This window comes from Nocardioides marmorisolisilvae (genome assembly GCF_003725775.1).
GTDB lineage: Bacteria > Actinomycetota > Actinomycetes > Propionibacteriales > Nocardioidaceae > Marmoricola > Marmoricola marmorisolisilvae.
Genome location: NZ_RJSG01000005.1, coordinates 66,467 through 89,624, shown reverse-complemented (window position 1 = coordinate 89,624; position 23,158 = coordinate 66,467). Strand labels below are relative to the sequence as shown.

19 protein-coding genes are annotated in these 23,158 nt (G+C 71.2%); 11 read left to right on the top strand and 8 right to left on the bottom strand.

Annotated elements, in window-relative coordinates:
- On the top strand, positions 1-1,066 hold a 1,066-nt coding region (locus EFL95_RS17945; RefSeq protein ID WP_183407256.1), incomplete at its 5' end, for a putative Ig domain-containing protein.
- Positions 1,067-1,075: 9 nt separating this feature from the next.
- On the opposite strand, the gene EFL95_RS17940 is transcribed toward EFL95_RS17945, so the two are convergent.
- Both EFL95_RS17940 and EFL95_RS17935 read right to left on the bottom strand, forming a co-directional pair.
- Positions 1,076-1,699 (bottom strand): alpha-ketoglutarate-dependent dioxygenase AlkB, encoded by a 624-nt coding sequence (locus EFL95_RS17940; protein WP_123235480.1) that lies wholly within the window; start codon positions 1,697-1,699, stop codon positions 1,076-1,078.
- 37 nt (positions 1,700-1,736) lie between these two features.
- Positions 1,737-3,080 (bottom strand): MFS transporter, encoded by a 1,344-nt coding sequence (locus EFL95_RS17935; protein ID WP_123235479.1) that lies wholly within the window; start codon positions 3,078-3,080, stop codon positions 1,737-1,739.
- Between the two features lie 139 nt (positions 3,081-3,219).
- On the opposite strand from EFL95_RS17935, the gene EFL95_RS17930 reads away from it, so the two are divergent.
- On the top strand, positions 3,220-3,954 hold the full coding sequence (locus tag EFL95_RS17930; RefSeq protein WP_246005035.1) for a GntR family transcriptional regulator: 735 nt from the start codon (positions 3,220-3,222) through the stop codon (positions 3,952-3,954).
- Here EFL95_RS17930 and EFL95_RS17925 read toward each other — a convergent pair.
- Positions 3,932-4,291 carry a hypothetical protein gene (locus EFL95_RS17925; protein ID WP_246005034.1) on the bottom strand — a complete coding sequence of 120 codons (360 nt, stop codon included), beginning with the start codon at positions 4,289-4,291 and terminating at the stop codon, positions 3,932-3,934. The genes EFL95_RS17930 and EFL95_RS17925 overlap by 23 nt on opposite strands.
- A 1-nt stretch (position 4,292) precedes the next feature.
- Between EFL95_RS17925 and EFL95_RS17920 the strand changes: the two genes are divergently transcribed.
- Together EFL95_RS17920 and EFL95_RS17915 are read left to right on the top strand one after the other, a co-directional pair.
- On the top strand, positions 4,293-5,042 hold the full coding sequence (locus EFL95_RS17920; RefSeq protein ID WP_123235477.1) for a copper homeostasis protein CutC: 750 nt from the start codon (positions 4,293-4,295) through the stop codon (positions 5,040-5,042).
- 81 nt (positions 5,043-5,123) lie between these two features.
- The gene (locus EFL95_RS17915; protein WP_123235476.1) at positions 5,124-6,713 is read left to right on the top strand and encodes an alpha/beta fold hydrolase; all 1,590 of its coding nucleotides are present in this window, start codon (positions 5,124-5,126) and stop codon (positions 6,711-6,713) included.
- Here EFL95_RS17915 and EFL95_RS17910 read toward each other — a convergent pair.
- Both EFL95_RS17910 and EFL95_RS17905 read right to left on the bottom strand, forming a co-directional pair.
- Positions 6,710-8,356, bottom strand: coding sequence for a DNA repair helicase XPB (locus tag EFL95_RS17910; RefSeq protein WP_123235475.1), 1,647 nt, complete (start codon positions 8,354-8,356; stop codon positions 6,710-6,712). The genes EFL95_RS17915 and EFL95_RS17910 overlap by 4 nt on opposite strands.
- Positions 8,357-8,368: 12 nt before the next feature.
- Positions 8,369-10,591, bottom strand: coding sequence for a helicase-associated domain-containing protein (locus EFL95_RS17905; protein WP_123235474.1), 2,223 nt, complete (start codon positions 10,589-10,591; stop codon positions 8,369-8,371).
- Positions 10,592-10,736: 145 nt separating this feature from the next.
- On the opposite strand from EFL95_RS17905, the gene EFL95_RS17900 reads away from it, so the two are divergent.
- Entirely contained in the window at positions 10,737-12,389 is a 1,653-nt protein-coding gene (locus EFL95_RS17900) for a DUF885 domain-containing protein (protein WP_123235473.1), read from the top strand.
- On the opposite strand, the gene EFL95_RS17895 is transcribed toward EFL95_RS17900, so the two are convergent.
- The gene (locus tag EFL95_RS17895; protein ID WP_123235472.1) at positions 12,386-13,147 is read right to left on the bottom strand and encodes a M15 family metallopeptidase; all 762 of its coding nucleotides are present in this window, start codon (positions 13,145-13,147) and stop codon (positions 12,386-12,388) included. The two genes, EFL95_RS17900 and EFL95_RS17895, sit on opposite strands and share 4 nt — an antisense overlap.
- 85 nt (positions 13,148-13,232) lie before the next feature.
- On the opposite strand from EFL95_RS17895, the gene EFL95_RS17890 reads away from it, so the two are divergent.
- Both EFL95_RS17890 and EFL95_RS17885 read left to right on the top strand, forming a co-directional pair.
- The gene (locus EFL95_RS17890) at positions 13,233-13,754 is read left to right on the top strand and encodes a SigE family RNA polymerase sigma factor (RefSeq protein WP_123235471.1); all 522 of its coding nucleotides are present in this window, start codon (positions 13,233-13,235) and stop codon (positions 13,752-13,754) included.
- Positions 13,754-14,410 (top strand): hypothetical protein, encoded by a 657-nt coding sequence (locus tag EFL95_RS17885; protein WP_123235470.1) that lies wholly within the window; start codon positions 13,754-13,756, stop codon positions 14,408-14,410. The genes EFL95_RS17890 and EFL95_RS17885 overlap by 1 nt, the downstream gene beginning before the upstream one ends.
- A 2-nt stretch (positions 14,411-14,412) precedes the next feature.
- On the opposite strand, the gene EFL95_RS17880 is transcribed toward EFL95_RS17885, so the two are convergent.
- A complete protein-coding gene (locus EFL95_RS17880; protein ID WP_123235469.1) occupies positions 14,413-15,486 on the bottom strand; it encodes an acyltransferase family protein in 1,074 nt (357 codons plus the stop codon).
- Between the two features lie 155 nt (positions 15,487-15,641).
- On the opposite strand from EFL95_RS17880, the gene EFL95_RS17875 reads away from it, so the two are divergent.
- The 4 genes from EFL95_RS17875 to EFL95_RS17860 all read left to right on the top strand — a co-directional run bounded on the left by EFL95_RS17875 (position 15,642) and on the right by EFL95_RS17860 (position 21,688).
- Positions 15,642-19,226, top strand: a complete 3,585-nt coding sequence (locus tag EFL95_RS17875) for an ATP-binding protein (RefSeq protein ID WP_123235468.1) — start codon at positions 15,642-15,644, stop codon at positions 19,224-19,226.
- A gap of 243 nt (positions 19,227-19,469) precedes the next feature.
- Complete coding sequence (locus EFL95_RS17870; RefSeq protein WP_123235467.1) at positions 19,470-19,712, top strand: DUF3263 domain-containing protein; 243 nt, start codon at positions 19,470-19,472, stop codon at positions 19,710-19,712.
- A gap of 56 nt (positions 19,713-19,768) precedes the next feature.
- Positions 19,769-21,199 (top strand): ATP-dependent sacrificial sulfur transferase LarE, encoded by a 1,431-nt coding sequence (larE, locus tag EFL95_RS17865; RefSeq protein ID WP_246005033.1) that lies wholly within the window; start codon positions 19,769-19,771, stop codon positions 21,197-21,199.
- Positions 21,200-21,292: 93 nt separating this feature from the next.
- Entirely contained in the window at positions 21,293-21,688 is a 396-nt protein-coding gene (locus tag EFL95_RS17860; RefSeq protein WP_123235466.1) for a cold-shock protein, read from the top strand.
- Here the strand turns inward: EFL95_RS17860 and EFL95_RS17855 are convergent.
- Positions 21,685-23,076 carry an MFS transporter gene (locus EFL95_RS17855; protein WP_123235465.1) on the bottom strand — a complete coding sequence of 464 codons (1,392 nt, stop codon included), beginning with the start codon at positions 23,074-23,076 and terminating at the stop codon, positions 21,685-21,687. The two genes, EFL95_RS17860 and EFL95_RS17855, sit on opposite strands and share 4 nt — an antisense overlap.
- Positions 23,077-23,158 lie beyond the last annotated feature (82 nt).

The window sequence follows — 23,158 nt, the reverse complement described above, 5'->3', positions numbered from 1 at the left end:
GTTGCCGCTGCACGTGAACCCGGCTCCGAACCCGACGATCAGCACCACGTCGCTGCCGAACGCGCAGGCCTTCCAGACCTACTCGACGACCCTGTCGAAGTCCGGGAACGCCGGTACGTGGTCGATCACCTCGGGCACGCTGCCGAGCGGCCTGACCTTCGACACCGCGACCGGCACGATCTCCGGCAAGCCGACGGTCTCGGGTGACTTCCCGCTGACGTTCAAGTTCACCGAGACCGAGTCCGGCACCTTCGCGACCAAGTCGCTGCCGCTGCACGTGAACCCGGCCCCGGACCCGACGATCAACACGACCACGCTTCCTGCGGTCCTGATCAACGCCAACTACAGCCAGGCGCTGTCCAAGACCGGCAACGCCGGAACCTGGTCGATCAGTGCGGGTGCACTGCCGACCGGGCTGACGCTGGACGCCGACACCGGTCTGATCTCCGGGGTGCCGACGGTGTCGGGGACGTTCAACTTCACCGTCAAGTTCACCGAGACCGAGTCGGGCACCTTCGACACGCAGGCGTTGTCGATCCTGGTGTACTCGCGCCCGACCATCACCACCACGGGTCTGCCGGACGCGCTGAAGGACAACAGCTACTCGGCGACTCTGACCAAGTCCGGCGGCTCGGGCTCGGGCACCTGGTCGGTCTCGGCCGGCACCCTGCCCACCGGGCTCTCGCTCTCCTCGGCGGGCGTGTTCTCCGGCACGGCGACGGTGAACGGTGACTACAGCTTCACGGTCAGGTTCGCCGACAGCGTGACGGGTGCGGCGACCACCAAGGTCCTGACGATCCACGTCGGCCCGACGGCGATCAAGAACGGCTCGCTCGCCGACGGCAAGGTCGGGGTCGCCTACTCGGTGCAGTTCAACGGCGCTCCGAGCGGCGTCTCGGGCTGGAACCTGGACAGCGGCACCCTGCCCCCGGGTCTGAGCCTGAGCGGTGCCGGCGTGCTGTCGGGTACGCCGACCGTGGCGGGTGACTACACCTTCGCGGTGACCTACTCGGTGCTGCTGAAGCCGAGCCGGACCAAGACGTTCACGCTGCACATCAACCCGTAGGCGGGCTGCTCAGAAGACGTTGCGCGGCCGGAACTGGACGCTGATCCTCGGCCCGACCGGGCGGGAGGTCTTCGGGACGGCGTGCTCCCAGGTGCGCTGGCACGAGCCGCCCATGACGATCAGGTCGCCGTGGCCCAGCGCGTGGGTGACAGCGGTGCTGCCTCCGAGCGGTCGCAGCAGCAGCTTGCGCGGGCTGCCGAAGGAGACGATCGCGACCATCGTGTCGTGGCTGCGGCCGCGGCCAATGTTGTCGCCGTGCCAGGCGACCGAGTCGTTGCCGTCGCGGTAGTAGCAGCAGCCGGCGGTGACGAAGGGCTCGCCGAGCTCGTCGGCGTAGTGCACGTCGAGGGCGTCCCGCGCCGCGGTCAGCGTCGCGTGGGGGAGCGGGTCGCCGATGCCGTAGGTGTGCACGAGCCGGGGGACGTCGACGACCCGGTCGTACATCTCGCGGCTCTCCGCCCGCCAGGGGACCTCGGCCAGCAGGTGCTCGAAGACGGTGTCAGCGCCGACGAACCAGCCCGGCAGGACGTCCACCCAGGCGCCGTTGGTCAGGATCGTGCGCTGCACGCCTGACAGTGGCCCGACGCCGGGGTCCGGTTGGTCGAACAGCGAGGGCTGGAACGCGACGCTCACGCTGGGGAGCGTAGCAGAGGATCGAACAGATGTTCGATCAACGCGGGGCCGGGTCGACCGCGACTCCGCTCTGGATCGGCGCCTCGGCAGGCAGGGACTCCGGCGTCGTTTCTGCGCGCACCAGTCCGTTGGCGACGTCGTCCAGCTGCGGCTCCAGGCGCACCGCAGACAACCAGGCGGTCAGGCCGCAACCGAGCACGAGCATCGCGATGAACTCCAGGTGCAGGCCGTGCCCGATCATGAAGCCCGCGACGATCGGCCCCAGGATCGAGGCCGTCTGGAAGACGCCGGCGGTCAGAGCGTTGTAGCGCCCGCGCAGGTGGTCAGGGGCGAGGTCGTTGACGATCGCCGGCATGGTCGGCTGCAGCAGTGTCTCGCCGAGGGCGAACACCGAGGCGCAGGCAGCGACGAACAGGGTCGCGGACACGGTGCCGGGGGAGATTCCGCTGGCCGCGAGGCACAGCCACGAGGCCGCCCACACCGCCGACATCACCACGATCACCCGGGTCCGCTTGCGACCCTCGATGCGTTGCAGGACGACCAGCTGGAGCAGCACGATCACCAGGGTGTTCGCGGCGAACGCGAAGCCGAGGCCGCGGGTGGACACCTCGCCGATCGCACGCGAGTAGGCGGGCATGCCGGCGTTGAGCTGGGAGTAGCCGACGAACGCGGAGACGAACATCAGCGCGCACACGGTGCGCATCGCCGGTGCGCGGAACACCTGCAGGTAGGTGACCTCCTCGTCAGGGCCGTCCTCGGGCGGCGGCACCGGGCCACCGATGTTGCGCAGCGGGAACAGCATCAGGAACAGGCTCGGCACGTAGCTGATCGCGTCACCGATGTACATGAGCTGGAAGGAGCCCAGGTGGTGCACGTCGGCGACCAGACCGCCGACGATGCCGCCGATCCCGATGCCCAGGTTGAGCAGGGAGAAGTTCATGCCGAAGTAGCGGGCCCTGATCTCCGAGGGCACCACCGAGGAGATCAGCGCCTGGGACGTCGGCCAGCCCATCCCGAACCCGGCGCCGATGATCGCGATCGCGATGGTCGTGGTCACGATGTTGTCGGCGAAGGCCACCATCGTCTGCCCGACCATTGCCGAGACGAGCACGACGATCATCGTGGCGCGCGGGCCGACCTTGTCGATCAGCTTGCCCGCCGGGGCCGCCGCGATCACGCCGGCGGCCGACATGGCGGCCAGCAGCACGCCCACGACCTCCAGCGAGTACCCCCGCAACTCGTGCAGGTAGACGACCCAGAACGGGAGCACCAGACCGGTGCCGATGAACTCGAAAGCGACCACCGACAGCATCAACCGGCCCTCGCGCGGCAGGTCGTGCCAGAACGAGGCGATCGAGGGTCGTTCGGTCGTGGAGGTCATCGCGTTCGAGTCTCGCACCGGGCACCGACAGCCGCACCCGGTTAAAGGCGGCCCCCGCGCTGATGCTCCGAAAACGCCGTCGCGGTCCGCTGGTCCTCGCTAGGGTTGCCTCGGAGCGAAGGGGAAAAAGGGGAGCCAGTTGTCCGAGCACGGGATTCCTGCGACCCAGCGGGGGCGGAAGCACCTGCTGGTTCGCGAGTATGTCCGCTCCCTGATCGTCGACGCCGAACCCGGGAGCCCGGCTCCCTCGGAGCGGGACCTGGTCGAGCAGTTCGGGGTGGCGCGGATGACCGTCCGGCACGCCCTCGACGGTCTCGTCGCCCAGGGCCTGCTGGAGCGCATCCCCGGCCGCGGCACCTTCGTCACCAAGCCGCTGATCGACATGCAGATGCGCCTCTCCTCGTTCTCCGAGGAGATGGAGCGGCGTGGCAAGGTGCCGGAGTCGCGGACCCTGCTCGCCCGCCGGGAGACCGCCGGGCCCGGTCTGGCGCGCGCCCTGGAGGCCGAGGTCGGTGCCCCGATCGTGCACTGGGAGCGCCTGCGTCTGGCCGACGGCCAGCCGATCGCGATCCAGCACGTCTACCTGTCGCTGGACACCTTCCCGCGCTTCCTCGACGACGCGCTGCCGGCCTCGCTCTACTACTTCTTCGCCGACCGCGACCTGATGCCGACCTGGGGTGAGGACTCCGTGGTCGCCGCGGTCGCCACCGAGGACGAGGCCCAGGCGCTCGAGCTCGAGCCGGGCGCCCCGGTGCTGCACATCTCCCGGCGTTCGTTCTGCCGCGAGGTCGCCGTCGAGGTCACCCGCAGCATCTACCGCGCAGACCGGTACACCCTGTGGGTGCCGGTGCTCAGGCCGGAGCACCTCCGCTAAGACGGCCGATCGGGGCGATCTCGATCCCGGCCTCCTCGCACACCCAGGTGGGATTCGGCCCGCCGAGGTCCGGTTCGACGTACAGGGCGTGGGTCGCGTCCTCGCACGTCGGGCACACCGGCCAGCGGCCCGCGCGCTCGAGCAGCCCGTCCTGCACGTCCTGGGCGACGAGGCCGACGATGAAGTCCTGACCGGCCGGCCACTGCTCCAACCACCAGGCGCGCTGCGCCACCGCGTCCTCCAGGAGCGAGACCGCATCGGCATCGGCGACGCCGGTCACCTCGAGGTCGTGCAACACGAGGGCCCGTGCCGTCATGATCGGGTTGTCGGGTGTCACGATGGCCATTGTGTCTGGTGCCCCCGAATCCGAACCGCTCCTCGAGGTCTGCGTGCTGCACGCACGCGACGCAGCAGCGGCGACCGCCGGTGAGGCCGACCGGCTGCTGCTGCTCTCCCAGCCCGAGCGCGGGGGGCTGACGCCTGAGCCGTCGGTACTGTCCGCGGTGTTGCGCGAGACCGACCTGCCGGTGCGGGTGATGCTGCGCGTGGGCGACTCGCTGAGCATCGACGGCGGCCAGTTCAGCCGCCTCGTCGGGACCGCGCGGACCTGCCTCGAGCTGGGTGCCGCGGGTGTGAGCTTCGGGTTCCTCGACCACGATCTGGAGATCGACCGGGCCAGCTGCTCCGCCCTGGCGAGCGAGCTGGTCGGCGTCGGCTGGACCTTTCACCGCGGGTTCGACCAAGCGCTGGAGCCGCGGCGCGCGTGGCGCGACGTCCTCGACCTGCCGGGGCTGGACGCGGTCGCCTCGGCCGGATCCACGCGTGGGTTGGCGGCGGGCGGCGACGAGCTGGTCGAGCGCGCCGGCGGCAACCCGAGGATCGCCGCGCAGCTGCTGGTCTCCGGCGGTCTCACGACCGAGCAGGTTCCGTGGCTCGTCCGCGCCGGGGTGCACCAGTTCGGTCTCGGCGACGAGGTGCGGCCGGGCGGTTCCTGGACCAAGGCGTACGTCGACACCGCGGCCGTGCGGGCCTGGCGGCTGCTCCTGGACGACGCCCCCCAGCGGGCGCTCGGCGTACCGGTCGACTGAGGTCGCAGGATCTCCCCAATTGCTGGACACCCGCGTCGTGCGCGGGTGAAGGTTGCCGTCAGGCTCGCTGAAGGGACAGGGATGAAGCGCATTCTCGGAGTGGTCCTCGTGGCCGTCATGGCCGCGACGATCGCGGGGTTCGCGGCCGTGCAGACGTCCTCGGCGGCGCCGACGGTGGCCGCGTTCACGCCGAAGCTCACGGCGTGGTCGACCTGCAGCTACGGGCAGTGCGCCACCGTCACCGTGCCGCTCGACTACGGGCACCCGGACAACGGGAAGACCGTCAAGCTGGCGCTGAGCCGGAAGTCCGCCCAGACCTCGGCCGGCCCGTACGCCGGGATGATGCTGCTGAACCCCGGCGGTCCCGGTGGGTCGGGTCTGTACCTCGCCGGCAGGCAGAGCGACGTGCCGGGCAGTGCTGCCAAGCGGTACGACTGGATCGGCTTCGACCCGCGCGGCGTCGGGAACTCGGTGCCGTCGCTGCACTGCAACTCCAGCTACTTCGGGGCCAACCGACCGAACTTCGTGCCGACCACGCAGGCGCTCTACGACTACTGGCGCAAGAAGACCAACGCCTATGCGGTGGCCTGCGGGAACAGCTCGGCGAAGGCGCTGCTGCCGTTCATGACCACCCGGGACACGGTCCGCGACATGGAGAGCATTCGTCAGGCCTACTACAACCAGGCGACCTCGGCGAAGAAGCCGATGCTCACCAAGCTCAACTTCTACGGCTTCTCCTACGGCACCTGGCTGGGCCAGGTCTACGCCGCGCGGTACCCGACCAAGGTCGGCCGGTTCATCCTCGACGGCGTCATCGACCCGCGCCGCTACTGGTACCACTCGAACCTCGACCAGGACGTCTGGTTCGACAAGAACCTCAACAGCTTCTTCAGCTGGATCGCCCAGCACGACTCGACGTACCACCTGGGCACGTCCTGGCTGACGATCCGGTCGGGCTACAACCGGTTGCTCAAGCAGCTGGACGCGCACCCGGCAGCGAGCGGGAAGCTCGGCCCGGACGAGCTCACCGACGCGATCCTCGAGGCGTCGTACTACGTCTACCACTGGCGCTCGATCGCCAGTAACTACAGCCAGCTCGTCCGCAGCGGCAACGGCACACCGATGTGGAACCGGTACGTCGACAGCAACCAGGGCGACGACAACGGCTACGCCGTCTACCTGGCCGTCGAGTGCACCGATGCGCCGTCGCCGTCGTTCGCCTGGCAGCGCGACGACACCTGGGACGTCTACAAGAAGCGGCCGTTCCTGGCGTGGGACAACACCTGGTACAACATGCCCTGCCTGACCTGGAAGGCCTCCGCGCACACCCCGGTCAACCCGTACGGCACCCAGGTGAAGTCCCACATCCTGCTGATCAGCGAGACCCACGACGCCGCGACGCCGTACTCCGGAGCGGTCGAGGTGAAGCGGCGCTTCCCGACCGCCTCGCTGATCGCCGGACTGGGTGGGACCACGCACGCCGGCTCGCTCTCCGGGGTCTCCTGCGTGGACGACGCGATCGCGGCCTACCTGGCGGACGGGACGGTTCCCACCCGGCAGTCGGTGCACAGCTACGACCTCGGCTGCCCCAAGGTCCCGGTGCCCTCGGGAGGTCTGCTCGGGCGGACCTCGGCCAGCTCCGTGATGCCGCTGCTGCTGCGGGGCAGCTAGTCCTTGATCGGCAGGTCGTCGGAGTCGACGATCCGGTAGGCGTACCCCTGCTCGGCCAGGAAGCGCTGCCGGTTCTGGGCGAAGTCGGCGTCCACGGTGTCGCGGGCGACGATCGTGTAGAACCGCGCCGTCTTTCCGTCGGCCTTCGGTCGCAGCAGCCGGCCGAGCCGCTGGGCCTCCTCCTGGCGTGACCCGAACGACCCGCTGACCTGGATCGCCACGGCAGCCTCGGGCAGGTCGATCGAGAAGTTCGCGACCTTGGAGACCACCAGCAGGTCGATCTCGCCCTCGCGGAAGGCGTTGAACAGCTCCTCGCGCTCCTTGACGCTGGTCTCGCCCTTGATCACCGGGGCGCCCAGGTGCTCGCCGAGCTCGTCGAGCTGGTCGAGGTACTGGCCGATCACCAGCGTCGGCTCGCCCTGGTGCTGCCGGACGAGCTGCTCGGCGACCCGGCTCTTCGAGAAGGTGCACGACGCCAGCCGGTAGCGCTCCTCGGGTTCGGCGGTCGCGTAGGCCAGCCGCTCGCCGTCCGGCAGGGTGACCCGGACCTCGACGCAGTCGGCCGGGGCGATCCAGCCCTGGGCCTCGATGTCCTTCCAGGGGGCGTCGTACCGCTTCGGCCCGATGAGGCTGAACACGTCGCCCTCGCGACCGTCCTCGCGGATCAGGGTCGCGGTCAGGCCGATCCGCCGGCGGGCTTGCAGGTCGGCCGACATCCGGAAGACCGGCGCGGGCAGCAGGTGCACCTCGTCGTAGACGATCAGGCCCCAGTCCCGGGCGTCGAGCAGCTCCAGGTGGGGGTGCACGCCGTTCCGCTTGTGGGTCAGCACCTGGTACGTCGCGATGGTGACCGGACGGATCTCCTTGCGGGCGCCGGAGTACTCGCCGATCTCGTCCTCGGTGAGCGAGGTCCGCTTGAGCAGCTCGTGCTTCCACTGCCGGGCGCTGACGGTGTTGGTGACCAGGATCAGCGTGGTCGCCTTGGCGTGCGCCATCGCCGCCGCGCCGACGATCGTCTTGCCGGCACCGCACGGGAGCACGACGACTCCGGAGCCTCCGTGCCAGAAGGACTCAGCGGCCTGCTTCTGGTAGTCGCGCAGGTTCCAGCCGTCCTCGACCAGATCGATCTGGTGGGCCTCGCCGTCGACGTAGCCGGCGAAGTCCTCGGCCGGCCAGCCGAGCTTGAGCAGTGCCTGCTTCAGGTTGCCGCGCTGGCTCGGGTGGACCGCGATCGTGTCCGGGTCGAGCAGCTCGCCGAGCATCCCGGCCAGCTTCTTGCTGCGGGTGACCTCGGTGAAGACGGCGTGGTCGGCGCTGATCAGCACCAGACCGTGGATCGGGTGCTTCTCCAACCGCAGCCGCCCGTAGCGGTCCATCGTCTCGGCGATGTCGACGAGCAGGGAGTGCGGGACGGCGTACCGGCTGTGCGCGAGCAGCGCGTCGATGACCTGCTCGGCGTCGTGGCCGGCGGCGCGCGCGTTCCACAGGCCCAGCGGGGTCAGCCGGTAGGTGTGGATGTGCTCCGGCGAGCGCTCCAGCTCGGCGAACGGCGCGATGGCACGGCGGGCCTCGGCGGCGCGCTCGTGGTCGACCTCGAGCAGCAGGGTCTTGTCCGACTGGACGATCAGGGGGCCGTCGTTCATAGCCTGCCGAGTTTACTCGTCGGCACCAGAGGTCCTGACCTCGTTGATCCGGTGCACCGCGAAGGTCCGGACCTCGTCGCTGCGCTCGTCGTACGCCGTGAGCTGACCGCCGCCGACCTCGCGCGGCCGGACGATCCGCTCGGTCGAGGTGCCGTGGTTGTCGAGGTAGCTGATCCAGACCTCGTCCCCGCTCGCGGCCGCCTCGCGCAGGGCGGTCATCACGTCGGCGGGGGTCCGTGCCGGCCCTCGGGACGGGCGCGATGCTGCGGCCCGGTCGCCGGCGCGCACCGCAGCGACGACGGCCGAGGTCCGGGCCGCCAGCCGCGCGTTGTCGCGCCCGGTGCCCGGCCGCGGCCTCGGGGTACGGGCCCGGAACTCCTCGGGCTTGGCCACCCGGACGGTGCCGTCGGCCGCCTCGACCACCGGTGCGGCACCGAGCTCGCGCAGCTTGGGAAGCAGCACCTGGAGCGGGACGTCGGAGACGATCACGGTGGGCGCGATCCGCCGCAGGCGTAGCGCCCCGGCGGAGAGGTGCATCAGCTCGGTCAGAGCGGTCTCGTCGTCGCTGCGCAGGAACGACTCGGCGACCCCGAGACGCAGGGTGCCGAAGCGACGGGAGACGTCGTCGACCAGGTAGTCGAGCGCTTGGGGGACCGGGGTCCGCGAGGACGACGCCAGGAAGTCCTTGACCTCCACCACCGACCAGCCGGAGTCGAAGGCGCGGCGCACCGAGTCGACGGTGAACCGGTAGACCGTGGCACCACCGCGCGACTCGACGTCGGCGAGCAGCGAGAGCTGGCGCCCGAACTCCTGCTCCAGCGGTCCGGGGGCGACCGCGGTCAGGTCGGCCTGGATCAGGACGTGGTCGATCGGCGTCGGCAGCAGCGCGTCCAGGACCGGGACCGGGTCGTCTCCGGTGAGCAGCGCCCGTCCGAACGAGGAGACCCCGCTCAGGCCGGTGATGCCGACGAGCGCCGCCTCGTCGAGGTGGGGACCGACCAGCTCGAAGCGACCGGCCGGGCGTCGGGGGAAGCGCCAGCGCAGCCGCTCGACGAGGGAGGCGATCCCCGTGCCGGCAGCCAGCGCCTGACCCGGGGCCAGGTCGAGGAGGGCGGTGAGCGCGGTCTGCCGGTCGGCGGCGAGCCAGGTGCGCTCGAGGCCGGGCGAGAGGGCGTTGATCGGCTTGTCCCCGTCGCGGCTGCCGATCGCACTGACCAGGCGAGGGTTCTCCTGCCAGGCCTTCGCCAGGGTCAGCCAGCGCTCGGCGCCGGAGCGGCCGGCCCAGACGTCGTAGGAGTCGGTGGGCAGCCAGGCCGAGTCCAGCTCGTCGTTCATGCCCAGCGCGAGCAGTCCGGCCGCGGTCGCGGTCTCGATGATCAGTGCGGCCGTGGGCAGGTCGGCGTGGATGAGCTCTGCTGCAGCGCGCAGGTCGCGGACGCCGAGCCCGCCGGTCCGCAGGCCGCCCGGGGGTCGGGTCGCCCACGTCTCGAGCAGCATCTCGGTGCGCCGGATGAGCTCGTACGCCGCACCGGCGGCTCCCCGGTCGACCAGGTCCTGGGCCCGGTCGCCGACCGCGAGCCCCGGGACCGCGTCGATGCGTTCGCGCGTCGAGCGGCCACCCCGCAGCCGCAGCCGCACCGACCACGGGACGACCACGTGGCGCTCGTCGCGCGGGACCAGCAGGCGGTGCGCGAGCAGCACCTCGGTCGGCGTGCTCGCGTCGGTGATCCGCACCGGCCAGGTCGCGTTCGCTACCGTCCCCGCTGCGTCGGTCTCGTCGAGGTGATCGAGGATCGTCCGGGCACGGTCGTCCAGGTCCGCCAGCGCTGCGTCGATCTCGCGGGCCGGCGGTCCGGGCGGCAGGCCGAGGAGCTCGGCCACGACGGTGACGGGTCGCCAGGTCTCCGGGTCGCCCCAGATCAGCGCCAGCTCGCTGAGCCGATCCAGGGCGGCGTCGACCGCCTCCGGTGCGGCGTTCACGAAGGAGTGCACCACGTCCGACGGGGCGGGTCCGACCTGGATCACGGTCAGCAGGGTCTCCAGCTGCAGACGGTCGAGGAGGTCGAGGGCCCGAACCACGGAGACCCGCACGACGGCACGCGAGGCCAGCTGGGCGGAGTCCGTCGGCGCCGGGACCGCGAGGTCGGGACGCACCTCCAGCAGCGCGACCAACCGCTCGTCGGGCCAGCTGCGGAACTGGTCGGCGAGGGTGCGCGGAGGGGCGGACGAGGACATCCGACCAATTCTACGGGCCTCGGTGGTTGAGGTGCTCCGACCGAGGAACGAGGAAGGAGCCTCGAAACCCGGTGAGCCGAAAAGAGACTGTTGAAATCCGCACCAAGTCCCTAGGGTCGAGGGACCGATCTCGGAAAGGACGCTGATGAGCGACTCGATCGACTCCCTGGCCGCCGACTACTTCGCTGCGTGGCTCGCCGCGGGTCCCACGGAGGCGCACCTGCTGTCCGAGTACGCCTACGCGGGGAAGTACGAGGACCTCTCGCGCGCCGAGGAGGACCGGCGGATCGCCGAGCTCAACGGCTTCGTCGACCGGGCGAACGCACTTCCCGACGGCGAGCTCGACGCCCAGCAGCGCATCACCCGGGACGTGCTGATCAGCGATGCCAGCACCTCGGTCGGGATGCTCCGCGCGCGGTTCGCCGAGTTCGCCGCGGACCCGCTGTTCGGGCCGCAGACCGAGCTGCCCCTGGTCGTGGGGATGCTCTCGATCCCCGACGCCGAGGTGGCCGACGCGATGGTCGAGAAGTACCGCGCGATCGGGAAGTCCTTCTCCGACCTCGCCGAGCGCCAGCGCGAGGGCCTGGCCCACGGCCGCTCGTCCGCCCGCTTCGCGGTCGAGGGCACCATCGCCCAGCTGAAGGAGAACCTGGCGACCCCCGTCGAGAAGGACCCGCTGCTCGGCACCAGCAAGCTGCCCGACGGTGTGGACGCGGACGCCTGGCGCCGTCGGATGGTCGAGGCGATCGAGACGTCGATCCGACCGGGCATGGCGGCCTACCTGGAGGTTCTGGAGAACGAGGGGCTGGGGAAGGCCCGGCCTGACGACAAGGTCGGCCTGACGTTCCTCGACGGCGGTGACGCCGACTACGACGCGACGCTGGCCTACTACACGACCACGACGAAGACCGCGAAGGAGATCCACGAGATCGGGCTGGAGCAGGTCGCCAAGCTCGCCGACGAGTACCGGTCGCTCGGGCCCGAGGTCGTCGGCACCGACGACCTGCAGGGGATCTTCACCGCCCTGCGCACCGACCCGAAGCTCCACTTCGAGAACGCCGACCAGCTGGTCGAGGCGTCCAAGGTGGCGATGGACCGTGCCTGGAAGGCGATCCCGAGCTGGTTCGAGGTGCTGCCGAAGGCGCCCTGCGACGTGCAGCCGACGACCACCGGCGCGAAGGCCTTCTACTTCCCGCCCGCCCCGGACGGCTCCCGCGGCGGCATCTTCTACATCAACGTCGAGGACCCCCACGCCTGGGGAACCTTCGAGCTGGAGTCGATGGCGTTCCACGAGGGCATCCCCGGCCATCACCTGCAGATCGCGATCGCCTCCGAGCTCACCGGGGTGCCGGAGATTCGCAAGCACCTGAACAACTCCGCGTACGCAGAGGGCTGGGGTCTCTACAGCGAGCGGCTCGCCGACGAGATGAAGCTCTACGGCAGCTCGCTCGACCGGATGGGCATCTTCTCCGCCGACTCGCTGCGGGCCTGCCGCCTGGTGGTCGACACCGGCCTGCACGCGATGGGCTGGAGCCGCCAGCAGGCGGTCGACTACATGGTGCAGAACTCGCCGATGACCGAGGCGATCTGCAAGCCCGAGGTGGACCGGTACATCCTCTCGCCGGGCCAGGCGACGTCGTACATGATCGGCCGGCTGGAGATCCTGCGGATGCGGTCCGAGGCCAAGGAGCGGCAGGGTGCGTCCTTCGACATCAAGAAGTTCCACTCGGCCGTGCTCGACAGCGGCAGCCTGCCGCTGAGCGTGCTCGACCGGGTGGTCCGGTCGAGGCTCGGCTAGCGCGGGTAGTCCCCTCCAGGTACGCCGAGGAACTCCTCGAGCGTGGTCACGCCGGCGTTGTGCATCGCGGTCGCCAGCGGCTTGCCGACGTACCGCAGGTGCCAAGGCTCCGGCTCGTAGCCGGTGACCGCCTCGTTGCGAGGCGTGTAGCGCACCAGGAACCCGTACTCCCAGGCGTGCTCGGTCAGCCAGCGGCCGCCCGGGGTGTGCGCGAAGCACTGGTCGAAGTCGCACGACGGGCTGCCGGGCGTGATCAGGTCGACGGCCAGACCGGTCTGGTGCTCGCTGTAGCCGGGGCGGGCCGAGACCCGGTCGGCGGCCTGCTGGCCCTGGCTCGCGACCAGGTTCCGGTGCACCCGCTCCTGGTAGTCGAAGGAGCGGAAGGCGCTCGCGATCTTGAACCCGAGCCCGGCCGAGTCCGAGGCGGCGAGGAGGTCCGTCAGCGGACCGGCAGCAGGCGTCGCGACCTGGTAGCCGCGGACGATGCTGAGCTGCGGACGGAAGGTCAGCGGTGTGATCGGGTGGGTCTTGTTGACGACGACCCAGATGCTGCGCGGGTCCGTCGTCGAGTGCGCGTGGGTGTCGAGGTCACGGCCCGGCTGGGTGCGGGAGGCGTCGACCGAGCGGCTCGGCGGGTCCGGGGTCACCACCGCGGCGGACGACGTCTCCGGTTGGCGGTCGGCTGCGCACCCGCCCAGGACCAGGCTGGCGGCGGCGAGGGCGGTCAGGACCGAGGACGTGCGACGAAGGGCTCCCACGCGGAATTGACGGGTACCGTCGTCCGCGGGGTTGCATGCAACCTCCGGAGGTCCCGCACCCGTCTGGAGATCGTGAGAGGAAGTCTTGCGCGGCAGCGAACGTGAAGCTGAGTTCGTCGACTTCGTCCGTGCTCACCGGTCCGACCTGGTGCGCACGGCGGTGCTGCTGTGCGCGGGCGACGAGGCGTACGCGGAGGATCTCGTGCAGACCACACTGACCAAGCTGTACCTCGCCTGGGCCAAGGTGCGCCGGGCGGACCGGCCGCTGGCCTACGCCCGCACGAGCCTGACCAACGCCTTCTTCGACGAGCGCCGGAGGGCGCACCGGAGGCGGGAGACCAGCACCGGCGAGGACTGGGCGCTGGACTCCGCGGTGCTCGACGACGACCGTTCCCTGCGCCAGGTCGTGCTCGCCGCTCTCGGCCAGCTCGGTCCGCGGCAGCGCGCGGTCGTCGTGCTCCGGCACTGGCACGACCTCGACGTCATCGAGACCGCACGGATCCTCGGGTGCTCCGAGGGCACGGTGAAGTCGCAGAACGCCCGGGCGCTGGCGCACCTGCGCGCGGTGCTCGGTCCCGAACGGCTGCTCGTGGCGGGGGAGGCGTGATGCGACGTCCTGAGCCTGTCGAAGGGGCGGACGACGACCTGCGCGACCTGCTCGGCCTCGCGGCCGGTGACGCTCGTTACCCGGTCGATCCGGGCGCCGACCTGGCCCGGGCCCGTACGGCGCAGCGCGACCGGTTCCGTCGCCGGGTCCGCCTCGGGACCGGAGCCCTGGCGCTGGTCGCGGTGGCCGGGGTCGGCACCGGGATCGCGATCAGCGACGCCGGTCAGGACGACCCCGGCTCGTCGTCGGCTGCGGTCGGTCGAGTACGCCTGGTCGCCGAGCAGCTCGACGCGACGCCGTACACCTTCGACCTGACCCCGAAGGGGTGGTCGGTGCAGTCGCAGAACGCCGACCGGGTGACGATCGCTCCCGACGGCGGCGGCACCTCGAGCAACCCCGACGTGTTCATCGGCAAGCTGGTGATCCTCTTCGACCAGAACCCCGTCGGCGGCGTTCGGTTCGAGCAGGACGGACGCACGTTCTGGCTCGGCTCGGACTCCGGCTACACCACCATCTCGACGCTGACCCGCGGCGCGGAGCCGGTGGGAGTGGTCCGCATCCAGTACCCGAACAACGCCGGCTGGACCCGGGCGACGATGGTGCGGTTCCTGGCCAGCGTGCACGTGGGTCCCGGAGCACGACCCGGCCTGGGCTGACCTCAGGCCAGGGCCGGGACCGGCGCTTTTGGCCGGCGGGCGAACCTCGCGCGCAGCGGACGTTCGACGTACCGGTAGCTCGCCTCGCCCAGGGTGAGGAACAGGAAGATCCAGAAGAGGTCGCCGGCCCAGGTGTGGCCGAGCAGGTTGATGCTCGCCGCCCGGGCGAGCACGTTCCAGAGGTAGATCGAGTACGACCGCTCGCCGAGCCAGCGCAGCGGCGCGCTCGCGAGCACGGCTCCGGCCGCGGAGCGCGGAGCGACGAGGAGCCCGACGAGGGCCAGCAGCGCGAGCCCGGTGCCGGAGGCGATCACCAGGGACGGGTGGTAGGTCTCGTTGAGGTAGCCCAGCAACGGGAGCAGGCACAGCGCCGGGAGTGCCGCGGGTGCCAGTGACTCGAGCGTCCGGGGCAGCCAGCGCTGGTGCAGGACGAGCGCGAGCATCGCCCCGACCAGGATCGGCAGCGCGTTCGTGTCGGTCCCGAAGTACTCGTGCGGGTCGTACTTCACCGCCCGGGTCAGCCCGAGGTAGAGGTCGACCGTGAGGGTGAAGCCGATCAGGACCGCGGTCAGCGCAGCCAGCAGTCGTGGGTCGCGCCGGTAGGACCAGAACAGGGCGAGCGGCCAGAGCAGGTAGAACTGCTCCTCGATGGACAGGGTCCAGGTGTAGTTGAAGTAGTCCCCGCTGGCGAACGGGTGGTGGCCCCAGTCGAACAGGCTGGTCGTGTAGGTGAGCGCGGCCCCGGCAGGAGCGAAGGTCTGGGCGAACCGCAGGTCCGGACGGGCGATCAGCACGACCGCGGTGGTGACGACGACGACCACGACCAGCGCAGGGCCGAGGCGGGCGACCCGGCGACGGTAGAACCCGCGCAGGTCGAGGCCGCCGCCGTCGAGCTCGCGCAGCAGCAGGGTCGTGATCAGGTACCCGGACAGGCAGAAGAACACCGTCACGCCGACGAACCCGTCGATGAGGGGCCTCGTCGGTGCGTGCTGGCCCAGAACCAGGAGGATGGCCACGCCGCGGAGGCCGTCCAGGGCTGGCAGGTGACCGCGGTCGCGCACGATCGCCTCGCGCACGTCTCGACCCTAGCCGGGCGGCGCGAACCCGGCCTCGGAGTTTGTTCTTCACCGTGGTCGCCGCACGGGGCGAGAGGACTAGACATCGGAGGCTGGCGGCTGACGCCGACCTGCGGCAGTTTGTAGCCTGCAGGATCGAGAGTACGGGGGCGCGGATGCTGAACGTGCGCGTGCTGGGCCCGGTCGAGGTGGTCCACGACGGCGAGGCCCGGGAGATCTCGGGTGCCAAGGAGCGCGCCCTGCTCGCGGTCCTGGCCAGCGACCTGGACCGGCACTTCTCGGTCGACTCGCTCGTCGACGAGCTGTACCGCGACTCCAAGGTGCCGGACAACGCGGCGGCCGGTGTGCACGTCTTCGTGTCCCGGCTGCGCCGTCAGCTCGGTCCCGCCGGGGGCGAGACCCTGGTCCGCCACGGGGGCGGCTACTCCCTGGCACTCGCCGAGGACGCGCTGGACTCACGGGTCTTCCTGCGGACCGCCGGGCTCGGCCGCGAGCTGCTCCAGGCCTCCGACCCGGACCGGGCCGTGCTGCGACTGCGCGACGCCGTCGGCTTGTGGCGGGGTCGGCCCTTCGAGGGGGTGAGCACCCAGGTCACCGACCTCGAGGCCGACCGGCTGATCGAGGTGCGCCGCTCGGTCTTCGAGGCGCTGTTCGAGGCGGAGCTGGCCGCCGGACGGCACCGCGAGATCCTGGCGCAGCTGGACCAGCTGATCGCGGAGCACCCCTTCCACGAACGGTTCTGGGCGATGCGCATGGTCGCGCTGTACCGGTCCGGTCGTCAGGCCGAGGCGTTGCGCAACTACCAGCAGCTGCGGGCGCAGACGATCGACGAGCTCGGGTTCGAGCCGACGCCCGAGCTGCAACGCCTCGAGCTCGCGCTCCTCGAGCACGACCCGCGTCTGGAGTGGGTCCCGGGGGTCCGGCGTGCGGAGACCGTGCTGGGCCTGACCGGAGAGGGGAGCGCCGCGGTCCGCGACGTCCTCGGTCCGATCGCCTGCCAGCCGTACCTGGAGACCTCGACCGCGCGCGCCCTGGTCGGGCGTGACGCCGAGCAGAAGGTGCTCGCCGAGGTGCTCGATCCCGAGGGCCCGCGTCGGCTGCGCGCGGTGATCGTGACCGGCGAAGCCGGCGCCGGGAAGACCCGCCTGGTCGTGGGGGCGGCGCTGCAGGCCTTCGCCGGCGGCGCGACGGTGCTGGTCGGTCGGTGCGACGGCTACACCCTCGGCGCCTACCAACCCGTGGCCGAGATGGTGCGGTGGGTGCTGGAGCAGGTCCCGGCCGACGAGCTCGTCGCGAAGGTCGGGGAGGCGGCGTACGGGCAGCTGCGCCACCTGGCGCTGCCGCACGAGTCCGAGCCGGTCACGTCCCTGTACGGCGACTCGAACCCGAACGAGCTCTACGAGGCGGTCGCCCAGCTCCTCCGCGCGGTCGCCAGCCCGGGCCGACTGGTCCTGGTGCTCGAGGACGCCCACTGGCTCGACGGTCCGACCAGCGCGATGCTGCGCTACCTGGTCCGTCGTTTCGAGGCCGATCCGATCTCCTTGCTCGTGACGGAGCGTCCCGCGGAGGCCGCCCAGTACTCGCCGGTTCTCGACGTCGTCGACGTGCTGCGGCGGACGAACGGGCTCCAGGAGATCGTGCTGGGTCTGCTCGGGCCGCGCGAGGTCAGCAGCCTGGCCGAGTCGATCCTGGCCCGACCGGTCACGCCGTCGGTGGCCGAGGCGCTGCACGTCGAGACCTCGGGCAACCCCCTGTTCGTCGTCGAGTTCCTGCGGCACCTGGTCGAGACCGGCGCGATCGGGTCGACCGCGCACGAGGACGAGCACGACGTGGTGCGCACGACGAGCGCCCCGCAGAGCATCCGCGAGCTCGTGGAGCAACGCCTGCGGCGCCTGGACGCCGACGCCGCCCGATTGCTCACGATCGGGGCTGCCCTGGGCCGCGAGTTCGACGCCGACATCGTGCGGCTGGTCTCCGGGCTGGACTCGATCTCCGCCACCCGGGCCCTCGACACCGCGCACGCCACCGGCCTCATCGACGGCGTCGTCGACGTGCCCGGGCGCTACACCTTCACGCACGCCATGATCCGGCGCACCGTCTACGACCGGCTCCCGAGCAGCGAGCGGACGGCCCTGCACCTGAGCATTGCCGAGACCCTCGAGGGCCACAGCCTCGGCACCGCCTCGCAGCTCGCCCGGCACTACTTCGAGTCGGCCGCCGCCGGCCCGCCCGACCGCGCGATCGCCTCAGGCGTCCGGGCTGCGAAGGAGGCCCAGCGAGCGCTGGCGTTCGAGGACAGCCTGGAGATCCTGGAACGGACCATGAAGCTGGTCGAGGCGCGCGGATCCGGGCGCGACCGGGTCGCGCTGATGCTGGACCTCGGCGACGCCCACTGGTGGGCCGGCGACGTGGAGCAGTCCCAGGCGATCTTCGCCGACGCCCTCGAGCTGGCCCGGGTCGACGGTGACGACGCGCTGTTCGCGCGCGCCGTCCTCGGTCGCTGGCGCAACAACGGCGCGGCGACCCAGGGCTTCTCGGCCTCGGCTCCGGACCGGGACCTGATGGACATGATCGAAGAGGCGCTCTCGGGTCTCACCGAGGACGCTGCGCTCCGGGCGGCGCTGCTCGGGCGGCTCGGCATCGCGAGCTACTGGACGACCCCGCTCGAGCGTCGTCGGGAGATCGCGGACAGCGCGGTCGCGCTCGCCCGCGCCTCGGGCAACGAGGCGGTCCTCCTGGACGTGCTGGTGGACCGTCAGCTCACGTTGTGGACTCCCGGGTCCGAGGCCCAGCGCCTGGAGCGGGCCCAGGAGATCCTGGCTCTGGCACGCAAGCTGCGCCAGTCCGCGCGCGAGGCGGACTGCCGCGCCTTCGAGGCGGTCGACCACCTGGCGCTCGGCGACACCCAGGCCGCCGACGCGAGCATCCGGCACTTCCTGCGCGCCTCGACCTACCTGCGGCAGCCGTTCTACCGCTGGCACGCGCACTACCTCCCGGCACTGCGCGCGCTGATGCGCGGACGCTTCGACGAGGCCGAGTCGCTGACGGCCGCCGCCACCGACGAGAGCGAGCTGTTCCAGCCCGGCGCCGAGGGCGCGATGATGCTCACCGGCCTGCAGACCCTCTGGCTGTTCTACGAGCGCGGCGACCTCGACCAGATCGCGCCGTTGCTGGAAGGGGTCGCCGACACCTTCGGGGAGATCCCGGCGATGAACGCGGCCCGGGCCTGGGTGGCGGCCGAGACCGGCGACCGGGAACGGGCCTCGACGATGGTCGCGGAGCTGGCCGCAGCGGACTTCGACGTCATCGCCCAGACCGACATCGCCTGGCTCGCGGCGATGTGCTTCATCAGCTCGGCCGCAGCCACCGTCGGCGATCTCGACGCCGCCGCCCGGCTGCGCACGATCCTCACCCCGTACGTCGGTCGCAACGGGCTCGTCTGGGTCGGCCTGTGCTGCGGTCCGGTCGACCACTACCTGGGCCTGTTGGCCGCCCGGCTCGGCGACCAGGACGCGGCCGCGGCGCACCTGGACGACGCCGTCGCGCTCACCGAGCGGATGGACGCGCTCCCGCTGCGCCTGCGCGCCCAGCTGGACCGCTGCCGGGTCGCGTTCGCCCGCGCGGGGGACCCGTACCCGGTCGGTGAGGTCCTGGCCGAGGTCCGGGCCGCTGCCGACCGGCTCGGGATGCGCGGGGTCGTCCGCGAGGCGGAGAGCCTGCAGGCGGACCTTTCATCCTGATTCCTCCCGGTTCTCCCGCGAAAGCAATCCGGATCGCAAGGTTTTCGCAAGGTCCGATTGCGACCGTTGTGGCCCCTCCCCGGCCGTCGTGACGGCTCTCTTCGGCTACCCGATTGCCGGGGAGGCAGCACACAGGGGAATGCAGATGCTCCCGACGACGGCGACGGTGGCGGGGGCATCTGCAGCAAGGCAGCAACGGGCCGAAGCACCCGGCCCGGAACACGATGAGCACAGGGGGTACTCATGGCACTGACCGAGTTGGAACGTGGAGTCCTGATCTTCGACGCGACGTGGCGCGGAGGTCCCGGGACCAGCAACCGCACCGCCGTCATCCGGCACCGCTTCGGCCTCTCGCCGAACCAGTACCTGGCGGTGCTGAACGACAGCTGCGAGGACCCGGAGGCGCTGCGGATCGCACCGTCGGTGGTCATCCGTCGGCGCGCGGCCCGCGGCATCGCCGTCCAGCGCACTCCGAAGAGCGCCTGAGCCCAGGAGACCCCGCGGTGTCCCGGGGTGTCGGCGCCGCGACGTAACCTCGTCCCGTGCAGCCGCTGGTGATCGGGTTCGACCTCGACATGACCCTGATCGACACCGTGCACGGCTTCATCGCGACGCTGGACGCCCTGGGCGCGGAGCTCGGGGTGGAGTTCCCCTCGCAGGAGATGAGCAGCAAGCTCGGACCCCCGCTCGACCAGATGCTCGAGCCCTACCTGCCCGCTGACGAGATCCCCGCTGCCGCAGAGCTGTTCCGCTCGCTCTACCCGACGCACGCGGTGCCGGCTGTGCCCGCACTCCCGGGCGTGGTCGAAGCGCTGGCGGCGGTCCGCGCGCAGCACGGGCGGATCCTGCTGGTCACCGGCAAGTACGAGCCGAACGCCCAGCTGCACGTCGATCGGCTCGGCCTCGACGTCGACTCCGTCCACGGCTGGGTGTGGGGAGCGGCCAAGGGGGAGGTGCTGCGCGAGCACGGTGCCTCCATCTACGTCGGCGACCACATCCACGACGTCGAGGGCGCGAAGGCAGCGGGCGCGTTCAGCGTCTCGGTTCTCACCGGAGGCTGCACCCGGGAGGAGCTGGTCGAGGCCGGAACCGACGTGGTGCTCACTGACCTGCGCGAGTTCCCGGGCTGGCTCGAGGGGCATCTGCTCGAGGTCCGGCTCGCCGCTCTCGACGCTGCGTTGCGTGAGCTGCCGTCGCTGCTCGTAGCCTTCAGCGGCGGCGCCGACTCCGGGTTCCTGCTGGCCGCGGCGGTCCGGGCGCTCGGCCCGGACAAGGTCGCCGCCGCTACGGCGTACTCACCATCGCTGCCGCTCTCGGAACGGCAGCCGGCCCTCGACTTCGCCGCCGACCTCGGCGTTCGGGTGCTGACCCCGGCGACCGACGAGCTCTCCCGCCCCGGCTACGCCGCGAACGACGGCGACCGGTGCGCGTTCTGCAAGTCCGAGCTGCTCGACGTGCTCGGACCGCTCGCGGAGGAGCACGGGTTCGCCGCGGTCGCGACCGGGACGAACGCGGACGACGCCCGGGCCGGGTTCCGACCGGGGATCGTCGCAGCGGCCGAGCGCGGTGCCATCACCCCGCTGCTGGACGCCGGCTTCACCAAGGTGCAGATCCGCGAGGCCTCGCGCCGCTGGGGCCTGGCCACCTGGGACAAGCCCGCCGCTGCCTGCCTGAGCTCGCGCGTCGCGTTCGGGGTCCCCATCGACGCCGGGCGGTTGGCGCGGATCGAACGGGCAGAAGCGGGTGCTCGCGCGGCGCTCACCGAGGCCGGGGTCGAGGTGCACAACCTCCGGGTGCGCGACCTGGGCGAGACCGCGCGGCTCGAGGTCGATGCCGCCGCGGTCGCGCTGGTGGGCCCGTCGGTCCTGGACGCGATCCGGCAGGCCGGGTTCGCCGACGCCGAGGTCGATCCTCTGGGCTTCCGGTCGGGCTCGATGAACGAGCTGCTCCCCGACCCCGAGCGCTTCCGCTGAACTGGTTCGCGCCACCGGGGAGCGGGCAACTACGCTTTGCGCCTCAGGTCCGGAGCGGGCCTGACCATCGCTGGAGAGAGAAAGGCCGAGCTGGTGCCCACCGGAAAGGTCAAGTGGTACGACGCCGAGAAGGGATTCGGCTTCCTTTCGCGCGAGGACGGTGACGACGTCTACGTGCGCTCGTCGAACCTGCCCGAAGGGATCACCACGCTCAAGGCAGGAACCCGCGTCGAGTTCGGGATCCTCTCCGGCCGCAAGGGCGAGCAGGCCCACCAGGTGCGCGTGCTGGACGCGCCCGCCTCGGTCTCCAAGGCGCAGGCCAAGGCCAGCCGTCGCAAGCCCGAGGACATGGTCACCATCGTCGAGGACACCCTGAAGCTCCTCGAGGGCGTCGAGGAGGCGTACCGGCACGGGCGTCACCCGGACGCGAAGGTCGCCAAGCCCACGGCCAAGGTGCTGCGCGCCCTGGCCGACGAGCTCGACCTCTAGCCCAGGTCGGGTGTCGGCGGCGGCGTGGGCCGTCGCAGCGGTTGCGAGCGGCGTACCAGCACGACCACGGTCCAGGCCACGGTGATCGCAGCGACGAGGAAGAGCCCGAGCTCGGGCTTCTTGATCGAGAGCAGCACGCCCAGGAACCCGCCGACGACCCAGGACAGCTGGAGCACGGTCTCGGAACGCGCGAAGGCCGAGGTCCGGTAGCTCTCGCCGACGTCGCGCTGGATCGTCGCGTCGAGCGAGAGCTTGCCCATCGCCTGCGCGGTGCCGATGGTCAGGCCGAGCGCGACCGAGGCGGTCAGCCCGTAGAGGAGCGCGGCCACGACCATCATCGCGGCGTCCGCGATCAGCGCGACCACCACGACAGCGGCCGGGTTGATCCGGCGCAGCGCCGCTGACAGTCCGATGCCGACGGTGTTGCCCAGGCCGGCGGCACCGAGCACCAGGCCGAGCAGGATCGCGGTGGAGTGGTGCCAGCTCTCGAACGGGTGGTTGGTCAGCACGAACGCCATGAACATCGTGAGGAACCCCGACAGCAGGCGCAGCCCGACGTTGCAGCGCAGCGCGAAGACGATCGAGGCCGGGAGCACGAACGGTTGGCGGCGCCCGACCTTCTCCTCGCCGGTGTTCGCGTCTGACTTGGCCGGGAGCAGGATCGAGAGGACGGTGCCGCCGACGAAGACCACGAACGCGTAGCGCAGCGACCACTGGCCGCCGAAGTGGGCCGCGAGCGCAGCCAGGGGTGCCGACACAGCGGCCCCGACGATGCCGGCCAGCGAGATCCGGCTGTTCGCCTTGACCAGGGTCTGGCTCTGCGGGACCAGGCGCGGGACCGTCGCGGCCCGGGCGATGCCGTAGGCCTTGGAGGCGATCAGCGCTCCGAGCGCGGTGGCGTAGAACGTGGGGGAGTCGGCGTGCGGGTGCGAGGCGATGATCCCGGCCATCACCCAGCACATGAACGCGCGGAACGCGAAGGTGAAGCCGATCGCCCAGCGGCGGCCGTGGCTGAACCGGTCCAGGAACGGCCCGAGCAGCGGGGCGATCACGCTGAACGGCACCATCGTCAGGCCGAGGAAGAGCAGCACCGGGCCGCGCGCCTGGCCCGGTTGGGAGAAGAAGATGGTGCCCGCCAGGGAGACGGCGAACGCGGCGTCGCCGGCCGCGTTGAAGGCGTGCAGCTCGATGAGCCGGTAGAGGCCGGAGTCCCCGGCGCCGTCCGCGCGGGCCTGGGTGCGGGCGAAGCGGAAGAGCCGTCCTGCGCCTCGTCCGACCGCGATCACGCCCCGGGTGCCGGCGGCGACGCCGCGCCCGGTGGCGTCCGCGATCCGGTCGCCGCGCCGGTCCTGACCGACCTCGTCACTGACCTCCGGCTCGGACTCCATGACCCCATCCTGCCAAGAGAGCCGGACAACGCGGAGCGCACATACCGGGCCGAGGCGACATCTGGAGCGTCGATAGGGGAGA